The following is a 24,536-nucleotide window of genomic DNA, read 5'->3' as shown; positions in this document are numbered from 1 at the left end:
CTTCTGCATCTGCCTTAGCTTTTGCATCGGCTGCTAATTTTGCTTGTAAAGCTTCAGCGTCTGCCTTGGCTTTTGCTTCAGCATCTAATTTAGCCTGAGCCTCTGCTGCCGCTTTGGCTTTTGCTTCTTCTGCTTGTTTTATTTTCAATGCTTCTGCATCAGCTTTGGCTTTTGCTTCAGCTGCAATAATTGCTTGTCTTGCTTCTGCATCCGCTTTTGCTTTCGCTTCTGCTGCTAATTTTTCTTTTAGAGCAGCCTCTTCTGCAGCTTTTGCCTTAGCATCTGCTGCCAATTTTGCTTTGTTTGCTGCATCAATTGAAGCTTTAGTTTTAGCTTCTGCAGCTGTTTTGGCTTTTGCATCAGCCGCTAATCTTGCTTGTAATGCATCTGAATCAGCTTTTGCTTTTGCGTCTGCCGCAAGAATTGATTCCATGTCAGCCGCCTCTGCTTTGGCTTTTGCATCTGCTTTACGTTTGGCTTCTGCTGCATCTGCTTTGGCTTTTGCATCAGCAACTAATTTAGCTCTTGCAGCTTCTGCATCGGCCTTAGCTTTTTCTGCTGCAGCTAAACGAGCTTGTCTTGCTGCTTCTGCATCGGCTCTTGTTTTCTCTGCCGCTGCAAGTCTTGCTTTTGTTGCTGCTTCTGCATCAGCTTTTGCTTTTTCTGCAGCTAATTGTGCTTGTGTTCTTTGTTGAACAGATGTCGTTGTAACTGCTTTTACTTTTGCTGCATCTGCATCAGCTTTTGCTTTTGCTTCTGCTTCTAATTTTATTCTTCTTGCTTCTGCATCGGCCTTAGCTTTATCAGCTGCTAATTGTGCAGGTGTCTGCTGAGGCGCTGCTGGTGTTGCAACAGCTGCTTTCGCTTTTGCTTCTGCTTCTGCATCAGCCTTGGCTTTAGCTTCTGCTTCTAATTTTAATCTTCTTGCTTCAGCATCAGCTTTGGCTTTGTCTGCTGCCAATTGTGCCTGTGTTTTCTGTGTTGCTGCAACTGGCGTTGTTGTTGCTGCTTTTGCTTTAGCTGCTGCAGCCGCATCAGCTTTAGCTTTATTGTCTGCCGCTAATTTTAATCTTCTTGTTTCAGCGTCTGCTTTAGCTTTATCTGCAGCTAATTGTGCTTTTGCTTTTTGTTCAGCAACAACATTGGCACGTGCTGCTGCCGCTGCATCGGCTTTTGCTTTTGCATCTGCCGCTAATTTTATTTTAAGAGCTTCGGCATCTGCTTTAGCTTTATTGTCTGCTTCTAGTTTTGCTTTCGCAGCGGCCTCAGCATCTGCTTTGGCTTTTTCTGCGGCTGCAAGTCTTACTTGTTTTGCTTCTGCATCGGCTTTTGCTTTTGCTTCTGCCGCAAGTCTGTTCTTTTCAGCGATATCAGCTCTATTAACCTGCGTTGCTGCTGATTTTGGTTTTGCTGGCACCGGTTTTGGTCTTGACGGATCGATTATAGAACCTTCATCGTCGTCTCCGTAATAGTAATTTCTGTTTTTAAATCTGTAAGCAATTGCAAATTCATGAGAACCTCCCATATTTGTAAAATTGCCCATTCCTCTTTCATAATTGTATTCGATAGCAATGCTAGGAGAAATATTAATACCTAAACCTGCTGAAACTCCGTATAGAGTATTGTAACCTGCCTGTGCCCAGACTCCTTGTTTAAGAGCCAGCATAGCAAGCCCTGAAATAACCGTTTTATCTTTTTTAAGTTCTGTTCTAATTATTCCAGAAAATTTACTTCTGTCAAAAAAGCCATAAGTATCAATATAACCTGTATACATGGCGTGTAATTGAATCGCTCTTTCCGGATCTTCTTTTACCATTCCTGACCCAAAATTGTAAAGGATTAAATTGTTAACCGATAATCCAAAATCAAGAAATGTCGTTCCGTAATTAATACCAGGATTAACAGTAAGCAGCGTATTTGATGGATAATCTCCATTTAAAATATCTATATCGTCTGTTACAATTTTTCCTTTATCAAGTCCGCTTTTGTAAGCTCCAACGTTTAAACCAAAAGTCAAGTTACTGTCTTCTTGTAAAACGATGTTATGTGCAAAATTGACAACACCGCCAAAAACGGTCATTAAACCATAATTCTGTTGAAATAAACCAACTGCAAATGCTTCATTTTCTCTAAATCTTCCTGAATAATTTGCTAAATACGTCTGCGGAGCATTTTCAAACTGCACCCATTGTCTTTTATTATAAAAGCTTGCATAAGGGTTTGATTCACGTACAAAACTAAAAGTCGGGTTAATTAAATATCTATTGAACTTTAATGAATTTCTAATAGGCATTGAAAACGAAACAACTCCATTCTCATTTTTTTCCTGAGAATAGAGTAAACATGAAAAACCGCAGAATAAAGTTATGAATAGTAATATTTTCTTCATTATTTAATCACGGTTATTGATCCTTTTTTTTCACCTGTGTCGGATTTAATGACATAGTAATATACTGGATTTACATTTTTAAAATCTATTGCTGTTTGAGGCCAGTCGCCTTGATAGTTAACTACATCGAGAACCTTTTCTCCATTTGAACTGAGAATTATTACATTGGTGTTTGCATTTTTATATTCATCAGGAATATTCCAATAAGGGTTTAAACCGCTTAATTTTATAATATTTTGAATAACCGAAGATGGTTTTGATGGTCCGGTTACTTTAAAATTAAATTCTTTTGATGATACACATCCTGAAATCTGAGAAATTGTTACTTTGTAATTACCTGGTACGGCTATCAAATAAGAATTTGCATTTGCTCCAGAAATTGCATTCCCGTTTAAAAACCATTGAAAATTCGGATTAGCTGCATCTGTAGTTACAGTAACATTTAAAGTTTCTCCTTCGTTAATTGAAGTAGTTTCTGCAACATCTATGCTCGATTCAAAACCATTGCTGCTTAAATTAATACTACCTGTAGCTTTACATCCTCCAAAATCGACTTCTACAGTATACACGCCTGATTCGTTTGTAGAATAAGTACGGTTAACTGCACCCGCTATCGTTGCTCCATCTTTTTTCCAAAGATAACTATTTCCAGAAGTTGCTGTTAAAATGGTTCCTGTACCATCTGAACAAAATGGGTTTCCTAAACTAGAAGTAATTGTAACTGCTGAGCCTCCGTTAGAAGGACTTACGGTAACACGATTAGAACTGAAGTTTTCATCTAAACATCCTCCGTAATCAATTTGTACATAATATACACCCTGCGAACTTGCTACCAGTGTTGTACCACTTTGTCCGACAATTAAAACATCATCTTTAAACCATTTGTATTTTAAATTTGGATAGTTTACAGGAGATGAATTCTGATCGCCAGGTGTAGGATTATCAATTGATAATGTGAAGCTTCCTCCTGCACAGTAAGATGCTGTCTCATTTCTATTATTAATATAAAATGATTCAACAAATGTTCTATAGTATACAGGAAAATTAGTTACGTTTTGTGAATTTCTAAATTTGATACTGTAAACAGGACTAGAAGTATTACTCTTTATACGAAGACTGTATGTATCTGAACCTTTTAAATTAGTTGGAACTCCAAATTTTATAGTCTGCTGCTGTAAAGCTGCGTTCTCTGTTACAGAAATCTTTGTAGTAGCGATTGGTGTTGTAAAATTTCCTGCATCATCTGAGAGTTCTACCTCAAAAGATGTACCTGCAGGAAAATCTACATAACTAAAGGTTGCATTGTATTCATTAAAGGGTTTGCCATCGACAATAAGTCCAGCGCAAATCCTAGGATAGCCCAACTGTTGTGGAACAATAGTTTGGGCATAAGAATTTGATTTAGTAAAAATGATTATACTAAATAAAATGAAAACTTTAAAAAAAGATAAAGTAGTTTTTTGAATCATATAGTACGTTTTCTTGCTAAGTCTATACGCTCAAAAAACAAGATATCAATGAATGTTTCTGAAAAGTCATATTTGTAGTTCTCAATAATGTCTTTTGCAAGAATTGACGTAGAACTAAGCAATGAATTTTCATTACATTCTGTGAACTGATTATTCGTTTCAGTCGCCATAGTAAGGTTGTCCTTGGGGGTGGACAACCCTACTATAAACTGATTGGAATTATCTATTTTACTGTTATTTAAAACAGCTGAGTCATTGTTTTGATTTGCCTCGATTACCGCAGCTGATTTGCAGTCAAAACCAACAGAAACTGTAGGTTTTTCTGTTGTCAAACTTTGTGCATACAGACTTAACGAAATAGGAGAAACCAAAAAGAATATATATAAATATTTTTTTGTAGATAGAGCCATTATGTTTTGATCTTTATTTGGTCCGTACAAGACGATACATAAATTGTGTCTGGGGACTTTATTAATAAAATTTACGCGAAATAAAAATCGAAATTTATTTATCTATTGCCGCTTGAAGCTGTAATTTTTCCTAACTGTAATCTGTAGTCTGGCTTTTTAGGGTTGAACATATCAATGAATGTTTCTTTGTTGTCACTTTGTGAGTAAACATTAAAGAAAACACTGTTTCCATACCAGCTCTCTAAATCTTCATTGTTAGAATTGTATTCAGTAAAGATGTTTCCTTTACATAAGTTGAAATACATTTCCTCAAATTTGATTTTTTTAAGGTTAGCATCATTGATTTCAGTTTTGCTGTCTAATAATACTGCAGGATTAAATCCAGAGATCACACTTCTTTTCATTTCAAGAGAAGCATTTTCAGCTACGTATACAGCCTCTTTTACCAATCCTGCCTGAATATCAGCATTGATATTTTCACTGTCATTAAGCATTGTAATGTTAGTAGCAACAACTAAAGTTTGTTTTTTAGTAAAGTCTGTTTCGCTCTTTTTCTCATAAGATTTTACTTCCATACAACGAGAACCGTCTTTTGTACTAGAGAAATAAGAAGATCTAACAGCTAATGAATTGTAGAAACGACATTGAACTCCCTGAGAGAATTTGTAATCGTCATTGATTGATTTATAAGAAACAAATTTTGTAGCATTAACGTCTCCTCCTAAGAAACCAAATGAGTCACCACCAGCGTAGCTCACCATAATGTTTTCAAGGACAGTTTTGTTTCCAACACCAGCCAAAGTCAAACCGTTGAAAGTATCAACACCTTTTACTTTTTTACCAGCGAATTCGATTCTAACGAATCTTAAAATTCCAGAGTTTGAAGCAACATTGTCACCACCATAAGTAGTTAAAGTTGGGTCAAGATCCATGTTGTAAGAACCTACATTTCCAAATTTGTTAATTGGAGCATCTCCAAGAATAACAATTCCACCCCAGTCTCCAGCTTTTTTCTGGCTGCGGTTTGAAGTAAATACGATTGGATCTGTTTCTAAACCATCAGCAACAAGTTGTGCACCTTTTGTAACTACCAATGTTCCTTTAGTTTCGAAATCACCAATAATTAATGTTCCTGGTTCAATTGTTAAAACTGCATTGTTAGTAACATAAACATTACCTTGAAGTACGTAGATGTTTCTCTTAAGCAACTTTGTATTAACAGAAATGTTTCCTGCTAAAATTTGATTTGCTTCTCCATACTCTACTTTGTTAGGCTTAAATTCTGTCCAGTTGTTTAACCAGTTTGTGTAGCCCATAATTCCTTTTTCTTGTTGAGCATTCATACTCGCTACAGTCAAAAGAACGCAGATCATTTGAGTAATTTTTTTCATGATCAATGTGTATTAGGTTAATAATAAATTTGGGTATGCGTAAATACAAAAACTCCCCTCGTGTTTTCTAATAAAATTTCAGAATACAACGAGAACGAGTTGATGATGATTTCTTTCTCGAAATAACGCAGAAATTTTATGCATCTACGTAAACAATCCGAAAAAGGTTTTAAAAAATATTTTTTAATTACATTTCGTTCAATTCATTGAACTCGTGTAAAGATTTTAATGTGTTTTCGTAAAATAAGATTGCTGCAATAAGGTTTCCTTTATCAGAGTAAGGCATCATTTTTCTTTGAAACTCAACTGTAGTATCTAAGAAAGTTGAAGTACCAACTGCCTGAGCATCTAAAACTTTTTTGTGTTCATTATCGTCTGGAATACCTAAGTCTGCCATCGTAACACCTGGTTTAGTAACCAAAGCAATGTAAGGGAGAGTTTTTACTAATACTTTAATTCGTTCGATGTACAATTCCAAAAGTTCTCCTTTTTGCATACCACTCAATTCTTTTTGATCATGGTATTTACGAATAAGAGCTGTTGTACTAATAATACTTCTTGGAGCATTCTTTGCCTGAGCCGAAACAGCTGCAGTTGTCATGATTAAAAATGCACTAAATAAAATAATTTTCCCTTTCATAAATTCTTATTATATAATTGGTTGTTGATGCAAACAAAAATATAGAAATTAACTTAAATTGCAACTTTATTGATTTTTTTTTTCAAAAAAAAACCTTAAAAAAACCTTAAAAACCAGTCTTATGTCGAGAAAATGTGCGTTTTAACGGGCTTTTTGTTAAAATTGTTAAAAAGCAAAGCATAAGATATTCCCTATAAAATAACAGCACTTTGAACTAATAAATAGCTAAAAAAAACGTACGATTGTCGTTTTAAGCAAAAAAATATTAACAAAAAAGTCTTGATATCTGCTCGTGTGAAGCAATTTATTAACAAAAGCTGGTTAACATACAGCAAAATTTTTAGCAAAAATCAATCATAATCTCATAAATCAAATCCAGCCGATAATCTTTTAATCTAAAATTTTTGACTACATCATTTTCTTCTATCTTTGCTTCATGCAATTTTCTCAAATTTTAGGTCAGGATTATATCAAAAGCCACTTAATAAAAAGTGCATCTTCCGGACGAATTCCGCATGCACAATTATTCATTGGACCCGAAGGAAGCGGTACACTTTCTACTGCAATTGCCTATGCGCAGTATATTTTATGCAATAATACCGGAAACGAAAATGAAAACGGAAACGATTCTTGCAATTTAAAGTTTCAAAACCTTTCGCATCCCGATCTGCATTTTATTTACCCAACAGTTACTACCGAAGATGTAAAAACCAAACCAAAAAGTTTAGACTTTATTCAGGATTGGCGAACATTTATTCAGGAAATGCCTTACGGCGGTTTATTTGACTGGTATAAAATTCTGGGCGTTCAAAACAAGCAGGGTGAAATCAGAGTTGAAGATGCGCAGGAAGTTTTAAAATCGCTTTCGCTAAAGTCTTATGAAGGCGGTTATAAAATCATGATTATCTGGATGGCAGATAAAATGAATATTGCAGCTTCAAATAAACTTTTAAAGCTTCTTGAAGAACCATCAGATAAAACCATTTTTATTCTGATTTCTGAAAATGAAGAAGACATTATACAAACCATACGTTCTCGCTGTCAGGTAATTCACTTTAACGGACTTCCGGAAAAAGTTATTGCCGAAGCATTGGTTGCCAGAGAAAATATTGATTCTAATTTCGCTAAAAAAATCGCTCATCAGGCACAGGGAAATTTCAATAAAGCAATGCATTTGTTAAAAGAAGATGATACTGAATATCCTTTTGAACAGTGGTTTGTTAATTGGGTCCGCGCTGCTTTTAGAGCAAAAGGAAATGCAGCTGCAATTCAGGATTTAATTTCATGGAGCGAAGAAATTGCCGGACTTGGACGTGAAAGCCAGAAAAAGTTTATTCAGTTCTGTATCGAAATGTTCAGACAGGCTCTTTTACTGAATTATCAAACGCCAAGTTTAGTTTACATAGAACCAAAAGTCGACAAATTTAAACTCGAAAATTTTGCTCCTTTTGTAAACGGGAATAACATTCACGAAATTTTCAAAGAACTTTCAGATGCCATGTATCACATTGAAAGAAACGGAAATGCAAAAATAATCCTAACCGATTTATCTATAAAACTGACTCGTTTAATTCATAAAAAATAGTCCTCAAATGAATAATGTTGCCTCAATTTTATCACTGGCATTTTTAGCCTTAACATTTTTACAATCAGGCTACGAAAAGATTTTTTACTGGAAAGATAATGTAGCCTGGCTTAAAGAACATTTTGCCAAAACGCCATTAAAAAATCAGGTTCCACTTGCTTTACTTCATTTATTAATTTTAGAATTAATTTCCGGAATTTTAAGTGTTGTCGGCGCCATACAATTACTAACAAACAGTGGTCGTGAGTATGGTTTTTATGCCGGAATTTTTTCATGTATCTGTTTGCTAATGATGCTTTTCGGACAGCGATTAGCCAAAGATTACGATGGTGCGAGAACCATAGTTATATATTTCATTCCTGCCGTAATGGTAGTAAACTGGTTGAATTAATCAACCGCAATTATTTTAAATTTTCACATTAAAAAAATGAATCCAAAACATCCTTCAGAGTCCCTAACTATATTAACTGATTTAGTTTTACCGAGCGAGACTAATCCTTTAAACAATCTTTTCGGAGGCGAATTATTAGCCCGAATGGATCGTGCAGCAAGTATTGCCGCACGCAGACATTCCCGCCGAATTGTAGTTACGGCATCTGTAAATCACGTGGCTTTTAACAGGGCCATTTCACTTGGAAGCGTAGTTACTGTCGAAGCAAAAGTTTCAAGATCCTTCAAAAGTTCTATGGAAGTTTTTATAGACGTTTGGGTAGAAGACCGCGAATCTGGAAACAGAACAAAAGCAAACGAAGCAATTTACACTTTCGTAGCTGTAGATGATACCGGAAGACCTGTCGAAGTACCGCCAATTGTACCGGAAACAGAAATTGAAATACAGCGTTTTGACGCAGCTCTGCGACGTAAACAGTTGAGTTTACTGCTTGCCGGAAAAATAAAACCTTCTGATGCAACAGAATTAAAGGCTTTATTTTTATAGTTAAATTGTGACAATTTGGAACAATCAAACTTCAAAAAAAGAAGTAATTTTACAAATTATAAGCCTGACCTTTAAAATTTAAAAGAAGCAATTTTTTTGGATTTTAACTGGAAAGAAAAATAACAATTTTAGATAATTAAGAAAAGATGAGTTCAGACAAAGAAGCCAAATTAAAAGCGTTACAATTAACGCTTGATAAACTTGACAAAACCTACGGAAAAGGAACCGTAATGAAAATGGGCGACAGAGCCATTGTGGAGGTAGAAACGATTTCTTCTGGCTCACTTGGTGTTGATTTAGCCCTTGGGGTAAATGGATATCCAAAAGGAAGAATTATTGAAATATACGGGCCGGAATCATCTGGTAAAACAACATTGACATTACATGCTATTGCCGAAGCACAAAAAGCGGGTGGAATTGCAGCATTTATTGATGCTGAGCATGCATTTGACAGAAACTATGCTGAAAAATTAAATGTTGATATCGAGAACTTAATTATATCACAGCCAGACAATGGTGAGCAAGCTTTAGAAATTGCCGAAAACCTAATTCGTTCTGGAGCTATAGACATTGTTGTAATTGACTCTGTAGCTGCATTGACACCAAAAAGCGAGATTGAAGGTGAAATGGGAGATTCTAAAATGGGTCTTCATGCACGTTTAATGTCTCAAGCATTAAGAAAACTTACTGGAACTATCAGTAAAACAAATTGTACTGTTTTCTTTATTAACCAGCTGCGTGAAAAAATTGGTGTTATGTTTGGGAATCCTGAAACAACAACCGGAGGTAATGCATTGAAATTCTACGCTTCTGTACGTTTAGATATTCGTCGTTCTGCTCAAATTAAAGACGGTGAAAACGTAATTGGTAACAGAACTAAAGTAAAAATCGTTAAAAACAAAGTGGCACCGCCTTTTAAAACAGCCGAGTTCGACATTATGTACGGAGAAGGAGTTTCTAAAACCGGTGAAATTCTTGACTTAGCGGTTGAATTTGATATCGTTAAAAAAGCAGGATCTTGGTTTAGCTATGGCGATACAAAATTAGGTCAAGGACGTGATGCTGTAAAAGCTCTAATTAAAGATAATCCAGAATTAGCTGACGAATTAGAAGAAAAAATAAAAGCTCATATGAAAGAATTAGCAAACGCTTAATCTTTTAAAATTAATACTTTACATATAAAAACCCGGACTTATAAAAGTCCGGGTTTTTTATTTTGAAAATAAAATTAGAAATCAACGCAACCTTTTTAAAACAAACTCATCTATTAAACAGACATACGATTTGTTTTTGGTATGGGCCATAAATACCAATTCGTCGTTTTTTTAGAATAAATTTGGTTGGTTGATTCAGTAAAAATCCGTTAGTATCCAAGAACTAACGGATTTTTTACTAATTATTTTAAAGAATTTTCTTCTTTCGACGCAACCTTTTTCATTTTTGACGCTCTTAGTAATATGTGACATTAACTTGAGTTTAATAAACTCTTTATTATCAACCCTATAAATACTTAATCATGAAAGAGAGAATAGAAGTGTTGTTGAATAAAAACCGCAGAAAAACCAAATTAAAATTTAAAAAAGTATTACGATTCATCTCAGAAAAAATAATACACCGATAAACTTTTTGAATTATAAACGGGGGTTTTTATTCAAAAGAAAACCCGGCAATTTTTTATATTTTGCCGGGTTTGTATTTTAAATTACTCTTTTAAATCTTTCTTTTTAAATTCGAGTAAACCTTTATAAATCATTTCTCTGACTGTATCTCTAAGCTCTTTTCTGTTATCAGATGTAAGTCCGCTTGTCTCTACGAAAGGCAGAATTTTGCTGCGCATTTTTCCAAGACTGCCGCTTAAAAACCTATAAGGAAAACGGTCTTTATTATCAGGAAATACAATAGGCACAATTGGAATTTGATGGTCTATGGCAAGTCTGAAAGCACCATCTTTAAACTCATCCAGCAAAATCGATTCATCATCCGGAACGCCGCCTTCAGGAAAAATACAAATACTTAAACCTTGATTTAAACGGCTTTGAGCCCTTTTAAAAACCTCATTTTTACTTTTTGATGAATTTCTGTCAACCAAAATACAGGTTCTTTTATAGAAAAATCCAAACAACGGAATCTTTACAAGTTCTTTTTTTCCAACAAAAACAAACGGATTTTTAATAATCGCCAGCATCAGCATAATATCAGTCATTGATGTATGATTGGCAACGATCATGTAGCTTTTTCCCTTGATCAGTTTTTGTTCGCGTTTTACTTTATAATAAAAACCCATTCCGTACAGAATGAATTTAGCCCAAATGCGGGCCATTTTAAAGAAATATGGATATCCTCTCTCAGAGATGATAGAAATAAGCAGTAACGGCAGCATAATAAGTATTGGAACCGCCATTAAAACGTAAAACCAAACGCGCCAGATAATCCAAAAAGCAATTTTCAATATTTTCATGGTTTCAAATGTAAGAAAACCGAAGTGAATTTTATAAAAGAATTTACATTCCAATAAACTTTGCGAACTTTGCAGTTAAATTAAAAATAAACTTTGCGAACTTTGCGGTTAAAATTAAACTTGCAATATTTGCGGTTAAGAAAAAAACTAGAATGGCAAAAATACTTACTGGTGTTCAGAGTACTGGAACGCCTCACTTAGGAAATCTATTGGGAGCTATCATCCCTGCAATTGAGTTATCGAATAATCCGGCAAACGAATCATTTTTGTTTATTGCTGATTTACATTCGATTACACAAATTAAAGATGGTAAAACATTAAGAGAAAATACCTTTAGTGTGGCTGCTGCATGGCTTGCTTTTGGATTAGATATTGACCGTGTAACTTTTTACAGACAGTCAGATGTAGTTCAAACAACTGAATTAACCTGGTATTTAAGCTGCTTTTTCCCGTTTCAGCGTTTAACTTTGGCACATTCTTTCAAAGACAAAGCCGATCGTTTAGACGATGTTAACGCCGGACTTTTTACTTATCCGATGTTGATGGCTGCTGATATTTTATTGTATGATGCAGAATTTGTTCCTGTTGGAAAAGATCAATTACAGCACATAGAAATTACCCGTGATGTAGCTTCAAGATTCAACCACCAAATGGGCGAAACTTTTGTACTTCCAGAAGCTAAAATTCAGGAAGACAGCAAATTGATTCCCGGAACGAATGGAGGAAAAATGAGTAAATCTGCTAATAATTACATCAACATTTTCCTTGATGATAAAGCTTTGCGCAAGCAGATTATGAGCATTGAAACGGATAGTACACCGCTTGAAGCTCCAAAAAATCCTGATACCTGCAACGCTTTTGCTATTTATTCTTTAATGGCAGATGAAGCTCAGATTACAGAAATGAGAGCAAATTATTTAGGCGGAAATTATGGTTACGGCCACGCAAAACAAGCTATTTTTGAATTGATTACAGAAAAATTCAAAACAGAAAGAGAAAGATATAATTACTATATAAACAATCTTGATGAAGTTGATGCCTTATTGAAAAAAGGTGCTGCGAAAGCTTCAGCAGTTGCTGACGGAGTTCTGCAAAGAGTTCGTGAGAAACTGGGATTTGGAAAATAAAAACAAATTCAAACACCATATTAAACCTCTTGTTAATTCAGGAGGTTTTTTTATGCATTTTTTTGTAACTTCATATAAACTAATTATTTATAATTTAATACCTACTCAAAATGAATAAATATATTGAAGACTACGACATTCCTCCTTATCTTTTTCAGATACTAAATATTGCTTTTGGAATATTGATTATCTATGTATTGTACCGCTTATTTAAACATTTTAGAAACAAAAACAAATAACAGAAATTACTCGTTAAATATATAAATAACTCACATAGTAAACTATATAGAATGTTTTCTTTTCAATTCTTCGTAATTTGACTTATAGCTTCTTCCAACGGGTACAGAAAAGTTTTCAATAATGAGCTCAGTATTTCCTAAAGCATTTATTTCTTTTGAGTTAACTATAAAAGATCTGTGAATACGAACAAAACCCAGTGAGCTCAACTCATTCTCTAAATCACTTAATTTGTACTTCACAATAAGAGGCATTTCATTCTTTAAAACTACCTTAACGTTATTTCCCTGACTTTCAAAAAACAAAATAGATTTCAGGATAATTTTATATTGCAAACCATTTGACTTCAACATTAAAAAGTCTTCTTTTACATAATCAGAGTCATGTCTTAAAACGCGTTCTACAGCTTTAAAAAAACGTTCAAAAGTTATGGGTTTCAAAATATAATCTACCGCTTCAAGTTCAAAACCTTCAACAGCAAATTCTCTGTATGCAGTGGTAAAAATGGTTTTTGGCTTGTTTTTTAATGATTTTAGAAAATCTATTCCGGTTAAGTCCGGCATTTGAATATCTAAAAAAATTAGATCAACAGTTTTTAACTTAGTGAGCTTATAAGCCTCTAAAGCATTTCCGGCAGTACCAACCAATCGCAGCTCTTCAATTTTAGAGATATGATTTTCTAAAAGCTTAATTGCAAGCGGTTCATCATCAACTATAATACAATCAATTTTCATTGGCCGGAACTATTATTTCTACAATAAATCGATTATCTTCATTTTTAACTAAATAGGAACTCAGATTTCCATAAATAATTTTTAATTGTTCCTGAATTATCTTTAAACCCATACTCTTTTCATTATTAATTTCTTTAGGAACAAAAGAATTTTCAATTTTAAAAACTGTCTTTACAGCATCAGTTTCGATAAAAACTGAAATGAAAATATTTCCAGAAATACTTCCTGCGCCATGTTTAAAAGCATTTTCTACCAAAGATAAAAACAATAAAGGCGGGACAAAATTCTGATTTTTAATTTGTTCAGTAATAATAAGTTCTAGCCTTGAATCGTAACGTAATTTCTCTAATTCGATGTAATCGTGAATTACCTTCAACTCATCTGAGATAGAAATTAATTTATTATGGCCTTTATATAAAATATAATCCAAAATGTTTGAAAGACGGCTTATTGATTCTGACGTTTTTTCAGAATCAATGATCGACAGCGAATAAATATTATTTAGCGTGTTGAATAAAAAATGTGGATTTAATTGCGTTTTTAAGGCCTTTAATTCTAATTCTGCCTTTTCTTTGAGTATTTCTACAGAATATTGTTTTTCGTTCCTTAAATCGAACATAAATGCTACAGAAACAAAAACAAAAGAGGCAGTCGCAATTGGAATCACATAATAACAAAACAGATAATCCAAATCTGTAAAAATACTTAACAAATCGTCCTGCGGTTCATTACTAAAAAAAGGTTCGGCTATATAAATAGCAAAAACTCTGTTTGAAACTGAAAACAAGTAAATACTAGTAACTAAAAAAACGATAAATTGTAAATAATGCTTTTTATAAAATACCCTTTTTATCAAAATGAAATATATAAAATTGGCACTTAAGACTTGAAAAATCAAATGGCACAAATCATACGGAATATTCATAGAAAAAAGTGGCTGTCTGTATTCAGCATAAATTTTAGCTTCGCCGATTAAGAAAAACAAAATCCAGAAAAACAGCTGAAATACAGTACTTTGCTTTGCATTATTATTTAAACTACATTTTATCATAATCCAAAAATAGACAATCAAATTCCATTTTTTATAAGTTGATGGTAAACGGCTTAAATTTGATGATGAACGACAAGAAGCGTCATTGAAATATGAAATTAAGTTATTCAAACATCAAAGTCAGCTTTACAAATACCGTTCAAAAAACAGAAGAAAGTCTGCTCTAGTTTTGCAGAAAAAAAATGAACTCTCCAACAACAGAAAAATTTCTTGGCCTTGATCATTTACGCACTTTAGCGATTATAATGGTTTTGGTGTATCATTATCGCATGTTTGCTCATCCAGAATGGGTAGACAAATATGGTCAATTTGGCTGGACTGGGGTAGATTTGTTTTTTGTTCTTAGTGGATTTCTGATTTCAAAACAGCTTTTTGAACAACTCAAATACTTAAATAAAATTTGCTTAAAAGAGTTTTATATCAAACGCTTTTTTAGAATCATTCCACCTTACGCATTAACCTTAATTTTATATTTTGGCTTTCCTCTTTTTAGAGAAAGAGAAGCTTTGCCTTCATTTTGGAAATTTATCACTTTTACTCAAAACATTGAACTTGACCTACTCCGCTTTGGAACCTTTTCTCATGCCTGGTCACTGTGTATTGAAGAACAGTTTTATCTTCTTTTTCCATTGTTTCTCCTGCTATTTGTAAAATTACAAAAGGTATATACAATAAAGTATTTTCTGTTTTCTCTATTGATTGTTACTATTCTTTTAAGAATAATTTCATGGGAGTTATTCATAGTTCCAAACCAAAATGTGGATAATGTATGGAGAATTTGGTACATGAAAATTTATTATCCAACCTACACAAGATTAGACGGTTTAGTAACAGGAATTGGTATTGCATATTTTTATGAATATTCCAGTTGCTTTAAAAAATTCATTAATTCAAATGGCAATCTATTATTCTTATCCGGATTAGTAGTTGTTCCATTTTCGTTTTGGATTTGTTCCAATCAAACTTCACAATCAGCTTCTATAATTGGGTTCACATTAGTTTCAATTGGCTTTGGATTAATTGTAATGTCGGCTGTTTCAAAATCTTGTTTTTTATATCATTCAAAATCTATTTTATCGGCTCGGCTGGCATCACTTTCTTTTTCTATTTATCTCACGCACAAAGGAATTATACACTTAACACAAATGGCATTAGAAAAATTAAATATTGAAAAAGACGGGCAAATCACTTTACTAATTTGTTTTATTAACTGTATCATAATCAGCTATTTTATCAAACATTTAATTGAAAATCCCTCTTCAAAAATTAAAAATTATATACTAAAAATTAAGTCTTAAAACATGAAAACAGCCATTACAATTTTATTACTATTTGTTTCTTTAAACTTCATTTCTGCACAACAAACATCAAAAGATAAGGAGGAAATACATCAATTGTTAAACAGTTTTATGCAAAGTATTGTAAAAAAGGATTCTGTAACTTTTAATAGTTTATTTTTTAAAGGAAACGTTAACTGGATTGGTGTAATTAAAGAAAAAAGTCAGGCCAAAACAATCAAAGATAATCCATCAATTGTAAAAAATTATTTTACAAGCACTTATACTTCATTTATACAAAGTATTCTACGAGATAAAAAAAGCGAGGAAAAGTTCGAAAACATAGTAATTCAAAATGATGATGCCATTGCCAGCGTAACATTTGATTACAGTTTTTGGTCAGAAGATTCGATGACAAATTGGGGTAATGAATATTGGCAGCTAGTCAAAATTAATGGACAATGGAAGATTTCGAGTGTTCTTTTTTCTATTGAAATTTCGAAATATTATCCAAAATCTTAATTCTTTTAAACTACTTCAAACATTTTTCCAGGCAAAGGTCTTATAATACCTTTTAGTTCCATATTTAAAAGAGTTCCGGAGATCTTAAAAATCGGCAAATCGCATTCCAAAGCGATAATGTCTAGAAGTTCTTTGCCATTTTTTAAAAGAAAATCATAAATCTTTTGTTCGTCAGGATTGAGATCGATAAACAATTGTTGTTGAATCACTTTGGGTTTCTTTTCTAAATCCCAGTTCAAAACATAAATCAAATCAGCCGCACTAGTTAAAACATTGGCTTTTTGAGTTTTAATTAAATCATTGCACCCTTGGCTGTATCTATCTGTTACTCTGCCTGGAACTGCAAAAACATCCCGATTATAATCATTTGCTAAATTGGCAGTTATGAGTGATCCGCCTTTATCTGCAGATTCTATCACAATTGTGGCTTCGCTTATGCCGGCCACAATTCGATTTCTTTTCACAAAATTTTCTTTATCAGGATTTGATGAACTCCAAAATTCGGTTATAAAACCTCCGTTTTCTTCCATTTTCGCCATATACTTTTTATGCGTTTTTGGATAAACCTGATTTAAACCATGTGCCAGAACGCCAATAGTCTGCAAATTATAATCCATAGCAAACTGATGCGCAACAATATCAACACCATAAGCAAAACCGCTTACAATTACAGGATCTAACGGTATCAAATCTTCTATAAGTTTTCGGCAGAATTCTGTTCCATAAGATGTTATCTGCCGCGTACCGACAATACTAATAATTTTTTTGTTTTTTAGATTTATGTTACCGCCCGAAAAAAGTAAAACAGGAGAATCTAAACAATGTTTTAACCGATCTGGATAATTTTCTTCCTGAAAATAAGAAACCTTAATATTATTTTTTCTTATAAACTCAAGTTCTTGATTCGCTTTCTCAAAAATACTTTTGTCTTTCAGGTTTTTTAATAAAACTGAACCAACTCCATCTATAGCAGCAAGTTGATTTGTCTTTGTTTTGAAAACATCTTCAGCTTTACTGCAATTTACCAGCAATTTTTTAGCCATTATATCTCCAACTCCATCTACTTTAAGTAAGGCTAATAAATAAAATAATTCCTGATCTGACATCTCTTTAAAATATTATGTAAAATAGAGCTAAAAACTAAACTCAAAAAGTATTGCAAATATGATAAAAACAAAGTAATTTCTTAATAAAAAAACTATTTTATAATAAACAAAATTTAATATTGCTGATAACCTAAATGTTAAAATATTGAAAATTAATTGTCTATAAAAAAATTCCAATTGTTAATAAAAATTGTGAATAAAATTTTGATAACTATATTCATTACCTAACTTTGTTACTATGAAAATCGAAACTTACATCGCGCAGTTATTGTATCGTTATCAGTGTGTAACGGTTCCTGGATTTGGAGCATTTTTAACGGAAATTCACTCAGCTCAACTGAATGAAAGTACAAATTCGTTTTTTCCACCCAAGAAAACAATCTTTTTCAATAGCCGTTTAAAAAACAATGACGGATTATTAGCAAATCATGTTGCTCAGGCAGAGAATATATCTTACGGAGCAGCTGTAAATGGTATTGCTTATGAAGTACAAAACTGGAGACAAACTCTTGAAGAAAACGGCGTTATAAGTCTTAAAAATATTGGAGATCTTCGTCTTAATTCTGAAAGCAATATCATATTTACACCAAATGAGCAAATAAACTATCTGGCAACATCTTTTGGATTGAGCCCGTTTGTTTCTCCGTTGGTTAAAAGAGAAATCTTTGAGAAAACAATTGAACAGATTTCAGAAAAAGAACCAATTTCATTATATGAAAATGAAGAAGTTAGATCTTCAAGACCATTCTTAAGATATGCTGCAATATTTGTTCTTGGACTTGGAATAACTGGAAGCATAGGATATCCATTATACCAAAATCAAATTGCTGCTCAAACCCTTGTGGTAGAAGGAAATGTTCAGAAAAAAGTTCAGAACAAAATTCAGGAAGCAACTTTTGTTATTCAAAACCCGCTGCCAGCAGTAACGTTAGTAGATTCTGCAAAAGTAGAAACTGCCGAAAAATTAATGCCGTATCACATTATGGCTGGCGCGTTTAGAAGCGAAGCTAATGCAAGAAAAGCTTATAACCAGTTAATTAAAGACGGATACAGCGCCAGAATGCTTGGTGAAAACAAACACGGTTTATTTCCCGTTTTATACGGAAGTTATGCAACAATGGCCGAAGCTGAAAAAGCTCAAAAAGAAATTCAAAAAGGTGAAAATCCAGATGCCTGGATTCTCGTTGAAAACTTATAAAATCTTTAAAAATCCTATTCGTTTGAATAGGATTTTTTTATGTTTAACGTGGAACAATTTTGGCATCCTGATTTAAAATTTCTTTTCCGTTTTGTGTAATAACTAATCTTGCCGGAGGCGAATTTTTTTCGCCCAAAACTATGATATCGCATACATAAACATAGTTTCCTTTTTTAAATTCAATGTAATGGTTTCCTCCTGTGCCGTCCTGAACCCATTTACCGTTAGTTATAATTAAATCTGGTTTTTCAGTCATTTTTTGTTTGATAGACCATGAAGCATAACGAAAGTTATTATTACCTAAATCATCAATTCTGATCCTGAATTTAGAAGTTTCTAAAACATAAACCGGTTCTTTAAATTTAGAGATTGAGGCGTGTACTTTAGTTTTCTCAGAACCTATCAGTTTGTTTTTCAAATCGCTTTCAAATTTGGATTGATAATTAATGCTTATTAAACGACCTTCTTCATCAAACCAAATTGTTCCCTGATTTAGCATAATACCGCGCCATCCCATTTCTGTCCAGTCTTTATCGGCTTTAGACGATGTTATTTCTTTTTTCAAAACGGGATCAAAAATTTCTGAATATCTCTTAATAAATTCCGTTTTATTTTTGATTGATGGAATTGGAGTATCCCTTTTTAACGGATACGAAATTATCTTTGCAATTTCTTCTTTCTTGTCCCCTTTTACATTGTCAATGAAAACTTGAATGAATTTTTGATATTCTTTTTTAAGTACCTGACCCGAAATATTTGTGACAGAAAAAATAAGTAATGTAATGTATATAAGCTTTTTCATAATTTCTATTTTACATAATGTTTTTATAGTTAATTCTAAAATTTAGAATCATACAACAAGTTACAAAATCTTACCCAAGCCGCACAAAAAATCTAAAATCTACAATCAATTAATGCTGGCTTTAAACATCTTAAGTTCATCCCAGGTAAATTCTTCACCGTATTTTTCTTTTAACGGACTTAAGGATTCTTCATCGTAAAACTGAAATGCTTCACGCAAAGCAAGGATTTTATCATACGGAAGCACATCTGAAACGTCTACTTTTTTCGCCTGAATGAGTTTTATTAAATGTGATTCGACAGTTTGCACAGTGAGTTTTCTAATGCGTGCAATATCTTCTACAGAGTTTTTTTGTAACCAAAGTTCATGAGTCTCTTCAACAGTTGTCTTTTTTGGGCCGTTTTCGGCTGTTTTATCCACTTTTTTAGAAGAATAACGTATAACAGGCTCATCGACCTGAAACATGTCTGTATTCGCCATTTTAAACTCTTCTTTGATTTTCGAAATTTTATCTGTTTTATAATTTTTAATGGCTGGCGATGTTAAACTTTCTTTACTGATTGTTTCACGGGAAACCACAATATCAACCAGCAGTCTGGCTTTCATTAAACGCAAAACGGCTTTTGTCTGTAAATCGTCCAGCAGAGCTAATTCTTCGTAAAACTCTTTTACCTTTTTAAATTTCTGAATTTCAGCCATTTTACTCAAAAGATCCGAAACCAATTTATCCATTGATTTAAAAAAGTAATCGTAAGCCGCCACTACCCTTTCCTGAACAAACTTTAAATCGACAGTTTCTTTGCTGAAAATTTTATTGAGCTGCTGAATGAATTTCTGTGAAGGATCTGCCAATGCTTCAATCGTATCCATGCGTTTATGCGCCCAGGCCGAATGTTTTGATTTTTCTGAAGCGACAGCATTTTCATTATAACTAAAACGGTGATTTCTCCATTCTTGTGCTAAATCTGTCCAGTTAAAACTGTTTATCAAATAGTTATGAATAAAATTCTTGGTTTCAAAATGAAGTGAATTTTTCAAATCATCTTCTGTTGCTTTGTTCAAAGCATAATCCATTACATCCTGATCGTTCGACAGACCGTTCATCTGCATCTTAGAAAGCAAAATAAGACCGTTTAAGGAAGTTAAACGCGAAAGTGCTACATAGGCCTGCCCAGGAAGAAAAACTTGCGATACATCGAGCGCAGCTTTCTCAAAAGTTAAACCCTGACTTTTATGAACCGTAATGGCCCAGGCCAATTTGATTGGATAATGTGCAAATGTTCCCAGAACTTCTTCTTCGATTTCCTTTGTCAGTTCGTTGACTTTGTAGCGAATGTTTTTCCATTCGTATTTTTCAACTTCAATGGTTTTGTTTTCTTCCGGAAAATGAACAAAGATTTCTTCTGCCGAAAGTGATTTTATAACGCCCATTTTTCCATTAAAATAACGCTTTTCAAAAGATAAATCATTCTTGACAAACATTACCTGAGCACCTACTTTAAGTTTTAGATTTTCTTCTACAGGAAAAATTTTCTCCGGAAAATCGCCCACTACAAATGGCTGATAAGCAAATTCATTTCCTGCTAAATCATTGATAGCCTGTTCATTTATAGCATCGGCTTTTGCATTATGCGTTGTAAGGGTTATATAACCCGGATTCATTTTTAAGTCAAAATCCGGCTGTACATATTGGTTCAAAACCTCAATATCCTGGGTTGTGATTTGATTGTTTCGCAGATTGTTTAAAACTGAAATAAAGACATCGTCGCTCTGGCGGTAAATCTTGGATAATTCGATATACAAAGGCGGATTTTGCTGAATTACATGCGAATGAAAAAAGAATTTGCCTTTATAAAAATTGCGCAGAGTGCGCCATTCTTCATCCCGAATTACGGGTGGCAGCTGCAATAAATCACCAATAAAAAGCACCTGAACACCTCCAAAAGCGCGCGTATTTCTTCGGACTGTCTGCATCATAAAATCGATAGCATCCAGTAAATCAGCGCGAAGCATGCTGACTTCATCAATAATCAGCAGTTCCATATTTCGAATTACATTTCGCTTTACATTGTTCATTTTAAAATGTCGGCGAAGTGATTCCTTATTCTCAAATTTTACGGTTTCTGTAAACTGGGAACTTTCTTCATACGAAGGAATAAATGCTGAAAAAGGCAGCTGAAACATCGAATGAATTGTTACACCGCCTGCATTTAAAGCTGCAATCCCGGTAGGCGCAACAACTACAGTATTTTTGTGTGTTGTTGCTATAATTTCACGCAATAAAGTCGTTTTTCCTGTGCCGGCTTTACCTGTCAGGAAGATCGATTTTTGTGTTTGATTGATAAATTGTAAAGTGTAAGCTGCAGCTTCGGAAACGTTTTGCATTAGACCGGTATTAAACGTCAAAATTATCGCATTTTTATAAAAGAAAAAAACCTAAATCCGATGTGGATTTAGGTTTTTCAATTTTAGTTTTAGTTAGTTTGGCAGTTTTTATTTTTTAGCTTCTTCTTTTTTAGCAGGAGCTTTTTCTTCTGCTTTTGGAGACGCTTTGTATTTGTCATTTAAAGCTTTAACTACTTCTTTTGTAATATCATACTTGTCTTCAGCATACAAAACTGTAGCTGCATCACCTGTACCGTAGATATAAGAATATCCGTTTTTCTTACCGTATTCTTTGATGAATTTTTTAACTCCGCTTACAAGAGAATCCATTTCAACACCGCTTTCCTGCTGCAATTGCTGAGATAATGCTTGTTGAGCATATCCTAATTGCTGCTCTCTTTTTTGCAATTCTGCACCTCTTTGCTGAGCCCATTGCTGGCCATTTGCCTGTGCCTGGCTTTGAAAATTAGCAGCGTCTTGTTTGAAACGGGAAATTTCAGCTTGTAATTGTCTTCCTTTTTCTTCTGCCTGAGCTTTGTATTTAGCCTCAAGGTCTTTTGCTTCAGTGTACTCTTTCATTAAAACTGAAGTATCTATGTAAGCTGTTTTTACTTCCTTAACTTCTGTTGCTTTATTACACGAAACAACTAAAATTGAAAGTGCGATAATTGCTAATGCTTTTTTCATTTTCTAAATTTCTATTTTTTTATTGGTATGAAAGACAAAAATATAAAAAAATAAATAGGATCGACATAAAGTTTAAAAAATGCTCGAATTTTAGCATATTAGTTTTCTTTATGGCACATTTTTATTCTATAAAATATCATTATTAAAAGTGACTTCTACAGCTTTCGTTAGAACTATTTTCTCAAAAAAGACAACACAAACCCTCAATTTAACCAAGAAAGCGCCTTAAATGCGCTTATTTTGCGTTTTGATGCTTTTTTAGCTAAATTCTAAAACCAATACTTTTTTAAACCTCGTTAATAAATTTCATTTCCAAAAATCAACAAAAACAAGTAATCAAGTTCATTTTAAAAAAAAGTCATGAAATTTCTCTTTTTGATATTTTTTGAAATTTTCATTTTTTGAAAATCCAAAAAGCAAAATCCAAAAACAAAAAAATTTCTTTTTTTCATCTTGTCAAAGTCAAAAATTAAAAATTGAAAAAATCAAGAAAAAAATAGAAAAACTGCCCTGATTTTAAGGTATTAGTTTTCTTTATGGATCAAAAAAAAGCTATAAAATATCACTATTAAAAGTGACTTTCATAGCTTTTATTAGAGCCTTTTTCTAAAAAAAGACAACACAAACCCTCAACTTAAGAGAGAAAGTGTCTTAAATGCGCTTATTTTGCGTTTTAGTTGTTTTTTAGCACGTAAATGTGAGATGAATACTCTTTTGTACTTGATGCTTTTAAATTTGATCTTAAACCAATAAAAAATGCACGGACAAAATTCATTTTTCCTGTTTTGTATTTTTCAGAAAGCAGACTCACATAAAATGAATCAAATTTCATTGGAAGTATTTTTTCTAATTTGATATCGACTTTTTCGAAAAGTGATTTTATCGCTTTTTTTGAAAAATGCCAAAAATGAATTGGCACATCAAAAGCTGCCCAAAATTCTCCGTAATGTTCTGCGTCGAAAGATTTAAAATTTGGAACCGCAACAATTAATGTTCCAGTTGGTTTTAACAAACGCTTCAATTCCTGAATTTGAAGTTCTAAATTTGGAACGTGTTCCAAAACGTGCCACATCGTAATTACGTCAAAAGAATTATTTTCTAAAGAAGCTGTTTCTTCTGCAAACGAAATTCCTTTTTGCTTCGCAATATTTTTTGCCCGGTCGCTCGGTTCAATTCCAATTACGTTCCAGCCGTCATTTTTTGCCGTTAATAAAAAATCTCCGGTTCCAGCTCCAATGTCTAAAATTTTTCCTTTTTGAGATTGTTCTGAATTTATCAAATTCAGTTTATTTTTTAAAGCGATACTTTTTACAAAATGATATGCTTTTTCAAAAACAGAACGTTTGTTATCTGTATGCGAAATGTAATCTTCACTTTCGTAATATCTCCCTAAATTTTCTAAATCCGGCTGCGGAGAAGTAATCAGCATATCCAGATTTTCATCATAGTACAAATCGAAAATTTCTTTTGAAACAGAATGGTCTTTTACAGTAAGAAAATGTTTTTTGTTTAAAACGTCCATTTTTTAATTCTTGGTATTTTTTGGTTTAATTCATGAGAAATGCTAAAAATGAAAAATCACTTTTAGCATTATTTTTTTTATTTCTATTTTTTGTTTGTCCAATTTATTTTAACTGCTTTAATTTTTTCATTTTCGATTCTTGTATTTTGATAAACACTAAAACCGTTTTTGATATAAAATAACAAAGGCGATTTATAAACTTCGCCATTTTGCATTATATCATTTTCATGATCGATAACCCAGCCATTCAAATTGAAATTATTTCTTTTTAATTCTTCAATCAATTTTGTTCCGTTTCCTTTTCCCTGAATTTGATTATTTATCATTATCGAAAACCAAACTTCCTGATCTCGAAAAAAAGTAAAAGCCCAGCCTCCTATTTGATTTTCGTCTTTCAGCAAATAATGTTTTGTTTCGATCAAACTATCCAAATACAAATCAAATTCTTCAAATGCTGCATGACCAAACTGAACCGGAAATGCATTGTTACGAAGATGCATTAAAACCTTTTTTTCTTCTAATGATAAATTTTCTATTCTAACAACTTTCATTAAAATTGAATTCAATGTTTCACGTGGAACAAAATTTAGTTTTCAGTCGCAGTTTTCA

The 24,536-nt window shown here is 33.0% G+C and carries 22 protein-coding genes; 8 read left to right on the top strand and 14 right to left on the bottom strand.

Translation table 11 applies throughout. The features are described from left to right. The 5 genes from ACTJIW_RS21135 to ACTJIW_RS21115 form a co-directional block, all read right to left on the bottom strand. On the bottom strand, window positions 1-2,389 hold a 2,389-nt coding region (locus ACTJIW_RS21135), incomplete at its 3' end, for a PorP/SprF family type IX secretion system membrane protein (protein WP_440718479.1). Continuing rightward, window positions 2,389-3,858, bottom strand: coding sequence for a gliding motility protein SprC (gene sprC / locus ACTJIW_RS21130; RefSeq protein ID WP_440716459.1), 1,470 nt, complete (start codon window positions 3,856-3,858; stop codon window positions 2,389-2,391). The genes ACTJIW_RS21135 and sprC, both read right to left, overlap by 1 nt. Next, a complete protein-coding gene (locus ACTJIW_RS21125) occupies window positions 3,855-4,268 on the bottom strand; it encodes a hypothetical protein (protein WP_440716458.1) in 414 nt (137 codons plus the stop codon). The genes sprC and ACTJIW_RS21125 overlap by 4 nt, the downstream gene beginning before the upstream one ends. A 98-nt stretch (window positions 4,269-4,366) precedes the next feature. After that, window positions 4,367-5,659 (bottom strand): hypothetical protein, encoded by a 1,293-nt coding sequence (locus ACTJIW_RS21120; protein ID WP_274251872.1) that lies wholly within the window; start codon window positions 5,657-5,659, stop codon window positions 4,367-4,369. Between the two features lie 187 nt (window positions 5,660-5,846). Continuing rightward, window positions 5,847-6,299 carry a hypothetical protein gene (locus ACTJIW_RS21115; RefSeq protein WP_012023070.1) on the bottom strand — a complete coding sequence of 151 codons (453 nt, stop codon included), beginning with the start codon at window positions 6,297-6,299 and terminating at the stop codon, window positions 5,847-5,849. 436 nt (window positions 6,300-6,735) lie between these two features. On the opposite strand from ACTJIW_RS21115, the gene ACTJIW_RS21110 reads away from it, so the two are divergent. The 4 genes from ACTJIW_RS21110 to recA all read left to right on the top strand — a co-directional run bounded on the left by ACTJIW_RS21110 (window position 6,736) and on the right by recA (window position 9,975). Continuing rightward, a complete protein-coding gene (locus ACTJIW_RS21110; RefSeq protein WP_274251873.1) occupies window positions 6,736-7,884 on the top strand; it encodes a DNA polymerase III subunit in 1,149 nt (382 codons plus the stop codon). 7 nt (window positions 7,885-7,891) lie between these two features. Continuing rightward, window positions 7,892-8,275 (top strand): hypothetical protein, encoded by a 384-nt coding sequence (locus ACTJIW_RS21105; protein WP_012023072.1) that lies wholly within the window; start codon window positions 7,892-7,894, stop codon window positions 8,273-8,275. A 36-nt stretch (window positions 8,276-8,311) separates the two neighbouring features. Next, window positions 8,312-8,821 carry an acyl-CoA thioesterase gene (locus tag ACTJIW_RS21100; protein WP_012023073.1) on the top strand — a complete coding sequence of 170 codons (510 nt, stop codon included), beginning with the start codon at window positions 8,312-8,314 and terminating at the stop codon, window positions 8,819-8,821. 146 nt (window positions 8,822-8,967) lie between these two features. After that, window positions 8,968-9,975: a recombinase RecA gene (gene recA, locus ACTJIW_RS21095; protein WP_012023074.1), complete on the top strand. Its 1,008-nt coding sequence runs from the start codon at window positions 8,968-8,970 to the stop codon at window positions 9,973-9,975. 548 nt (window positions 9,976-10,523) lie between these two features. On the opposite strand, the gene ACTJIW_RS21090 is transcribed toward recA, so the two are convergent. Then, window positions 10,524-11,279, bottom strand: a complete 756-nt coding sequence (locus ACTJIW_RS21090; RefSeq protein WP_121362746.1) for a lysophospholipid acyltransferase family protein — start codon at window positions 11,277-11,279, stop codon at window positions 10,524-10,526. 152 nt (window positions 11,280-11,431) lie between these two features. Here ACTJIW_RS21090 and trpS point away from each other — a divergent pair, with 152 nt between their 5' ends. Then, complete coding sequence (gene trpS / locus ACTJIW_RS21085) at window positions 11,432-12,406, top strand: tryptophan--tRNA ligase (protein ID WP_440716457.1); 975 nt, start codon at window positions 11,432-11,434, stop codon at window positions 12,404-12,406. 281 nt (window positions 12,407-12,687) lie between these two features. Here trpS and ACTJIW_RS21080 read toward each other — a convergent pair whose 3' ends face one another. Both ACTJIW_RS21080 and ACTJIW_RS21075 read right to left on the bottom strand, forming a co-directional pair. After that, window positions 12,688-13,377 carry a LytR/AlgR family response regulator transcription factor gene (locus tag ACTJIW_RS21080; protein ID WP_440716456.1) on the bottom strand — a complete coding sequence of 230 codons (690 nt, stop codon included), beginning with the start codon at window positions 13,375-13,377 and terminating at the stop codon, window positions 12,688-12,690. After that, complete coding sequence (locus tag ACTJIW_RS21075; RefSeq protein ID WP_440716455.1) at window positions 13,367-14,428, bottom strand: sensor histidine kinase; 1,062 nt, start codon at window positions 14,426-14,428, stop codon at window positions 13,367-13,369. The genes ACTJIW_RS21080 and ACTJIW_RS21075 overlap by 11 nt, the downstream gene beginning before the upstream one ends. Before the next feature lie 182 nt (window positions 14,429-14,610). On the opposite strand from ACTJIW_RS21075, the gene ACTJIW_RS21070 reads away from it, so the two are divergent. Further along, window positions 14,611-15,726 carry an acyltransferase family protein gene (locus ACTJIW_RS21070; RefSeq protein ID WP_440716454.1) on the top strand — a complete coding sequence of 372 codons (1,116 nt, stop codon included), beginning with the start codon at window positions 14,611-14,613 and terminating at the stop codon, window positions 15,724-15,726. 3 nt (window positions 15,727-15,729) lie between these two features. Next, complete coding sequence (locus tag ACTJIW_RS21065; RefSeq protein ID WP_440716453.1) at window positions 15,730-16,227, top strand: hypothetical protein; 498 nt, start codon at window positions 15,730-15,732, stop codon at window positions 16,225-16,227. Window positions 16,228-16,232: 5 nt separating this feature from the next. Here ACTJIW_RS21065 and dprA read toward each other — a convergent pair whose 3' ends face one another. After that, a complete protein-coding gene (dprA, locus tag ACTJIW_RS21060; RefSeq protein WP_440716452.1) occupies window positions 16,233-17,333 on the bottom strand; it encodes a DNA-processing protein DprA in 1,101 nt (366 codons plus the stop codon). Window positions 17,334-17,571: 238 nt separating this feature from the next. On the opposite strand from dprA, the gene ACTJIW_RS21055 reads away from it, so the two are divergent. Continuing rightward, a complete protein-coding gene (locus tag ACTJIW_RS21055; protein ID WP_440716451.1) occupies window positions 17,572-18,531 on the top strand; it encodes an SPOR domain-containing protein in 960 nt (319 codons plus the stop codon). Window positions 18,532-18,574: 43 nt separating this feature from the next. Here ACTJIW_RS21055 and ACTJIW_RS21050 read toward each other — a convergent pair whose 3' ends face one another. From ACTJIW_RS21050 to ACTJIW_RS21030, 5 genes are all read right to left on the bottom strand, one after another. Next, the gene (locus ACTJIW_RS21050) at window positions 18,575-19,333 is read right to left on the bottom strand and encodes a hypothetical protein (RefSeq protein ID WP_440716450.1); all 759 of its coding nucleotides are present in this window, start codon (window positions 19,331-19,333) and stop codon (window positions 18,575-18,577) included. Between the two features lie 105 nt (window positions 19,334-19,438). Next, on the bottom strand, window positions 19,439-21,718 hold the full coding sequence (locus tag ACTJIW_RS21045; RefSeq protein ID WP_440716449.1) for a helix-turn-helix domain-containing protein: 2,280 nt from the start codon (window positions 21,716-21,718) through the stop codon (window positions 19,439-19,441). Window positions 21,719-21,826: 108 nt separating this feature from the next. After that, window positions 21,827-22,405, bottom strand: a complete 579-nt coding sequence (locus tag ACTJIW_RS21040) for an OmpH family outer membrane protein (RefSeq protein WP_012023086.1) — start codon at window positions 22,403-22,405, stop codon at window positions 21,827-21,829. A gap of 673 nt (window positions 22,406-23,078) precedes the next feature. Continuing rightward, window positions 23,079-23,927, bottom strand: a complete 849-nt coding sequence (locus tag ACTJIW_RS21035) for a class I SAM-dependent methyltransferase (protein ID WP_440716448.1) — start codon at window positions 23,925-23,927, stop codon at window positions 23,079-23,081. Between the two features lie 83 nt (window positions 23,928-24,010). Continuing rightward, window positions 24,011-24,478 carry a hypothetical protein gene (locus ACTJIW_RS21030; RefSeq protein WP_440716447.1) on the bottom strand — a complete coding sequence of 156 codons (468 nt, stop codon included), beginning with the start codon at window positions 24,476-24,478 and terminating at the stop codon, window positions 24,011-24,013. Window positions 24,479-24,536 lie beyond the last annotated feature (58 nt).

Origin of the sequence: Flavobacterium sp. 22659 (assembly GCF_052044235.1) — a bacterium.
GTDB classification, from domain to species: Bacteria; Bacteroidota; Bacteroidia; order Flavobacteriales; family Flavobacteriaceae; genus Flavobacterium; species Flavobacterium johnsoniae.
The sequence above is the reverse complement of the archived record's forward strand: the minus strand, read 5'-3'. Positions and strand labels throughout refer to the sequence as shown.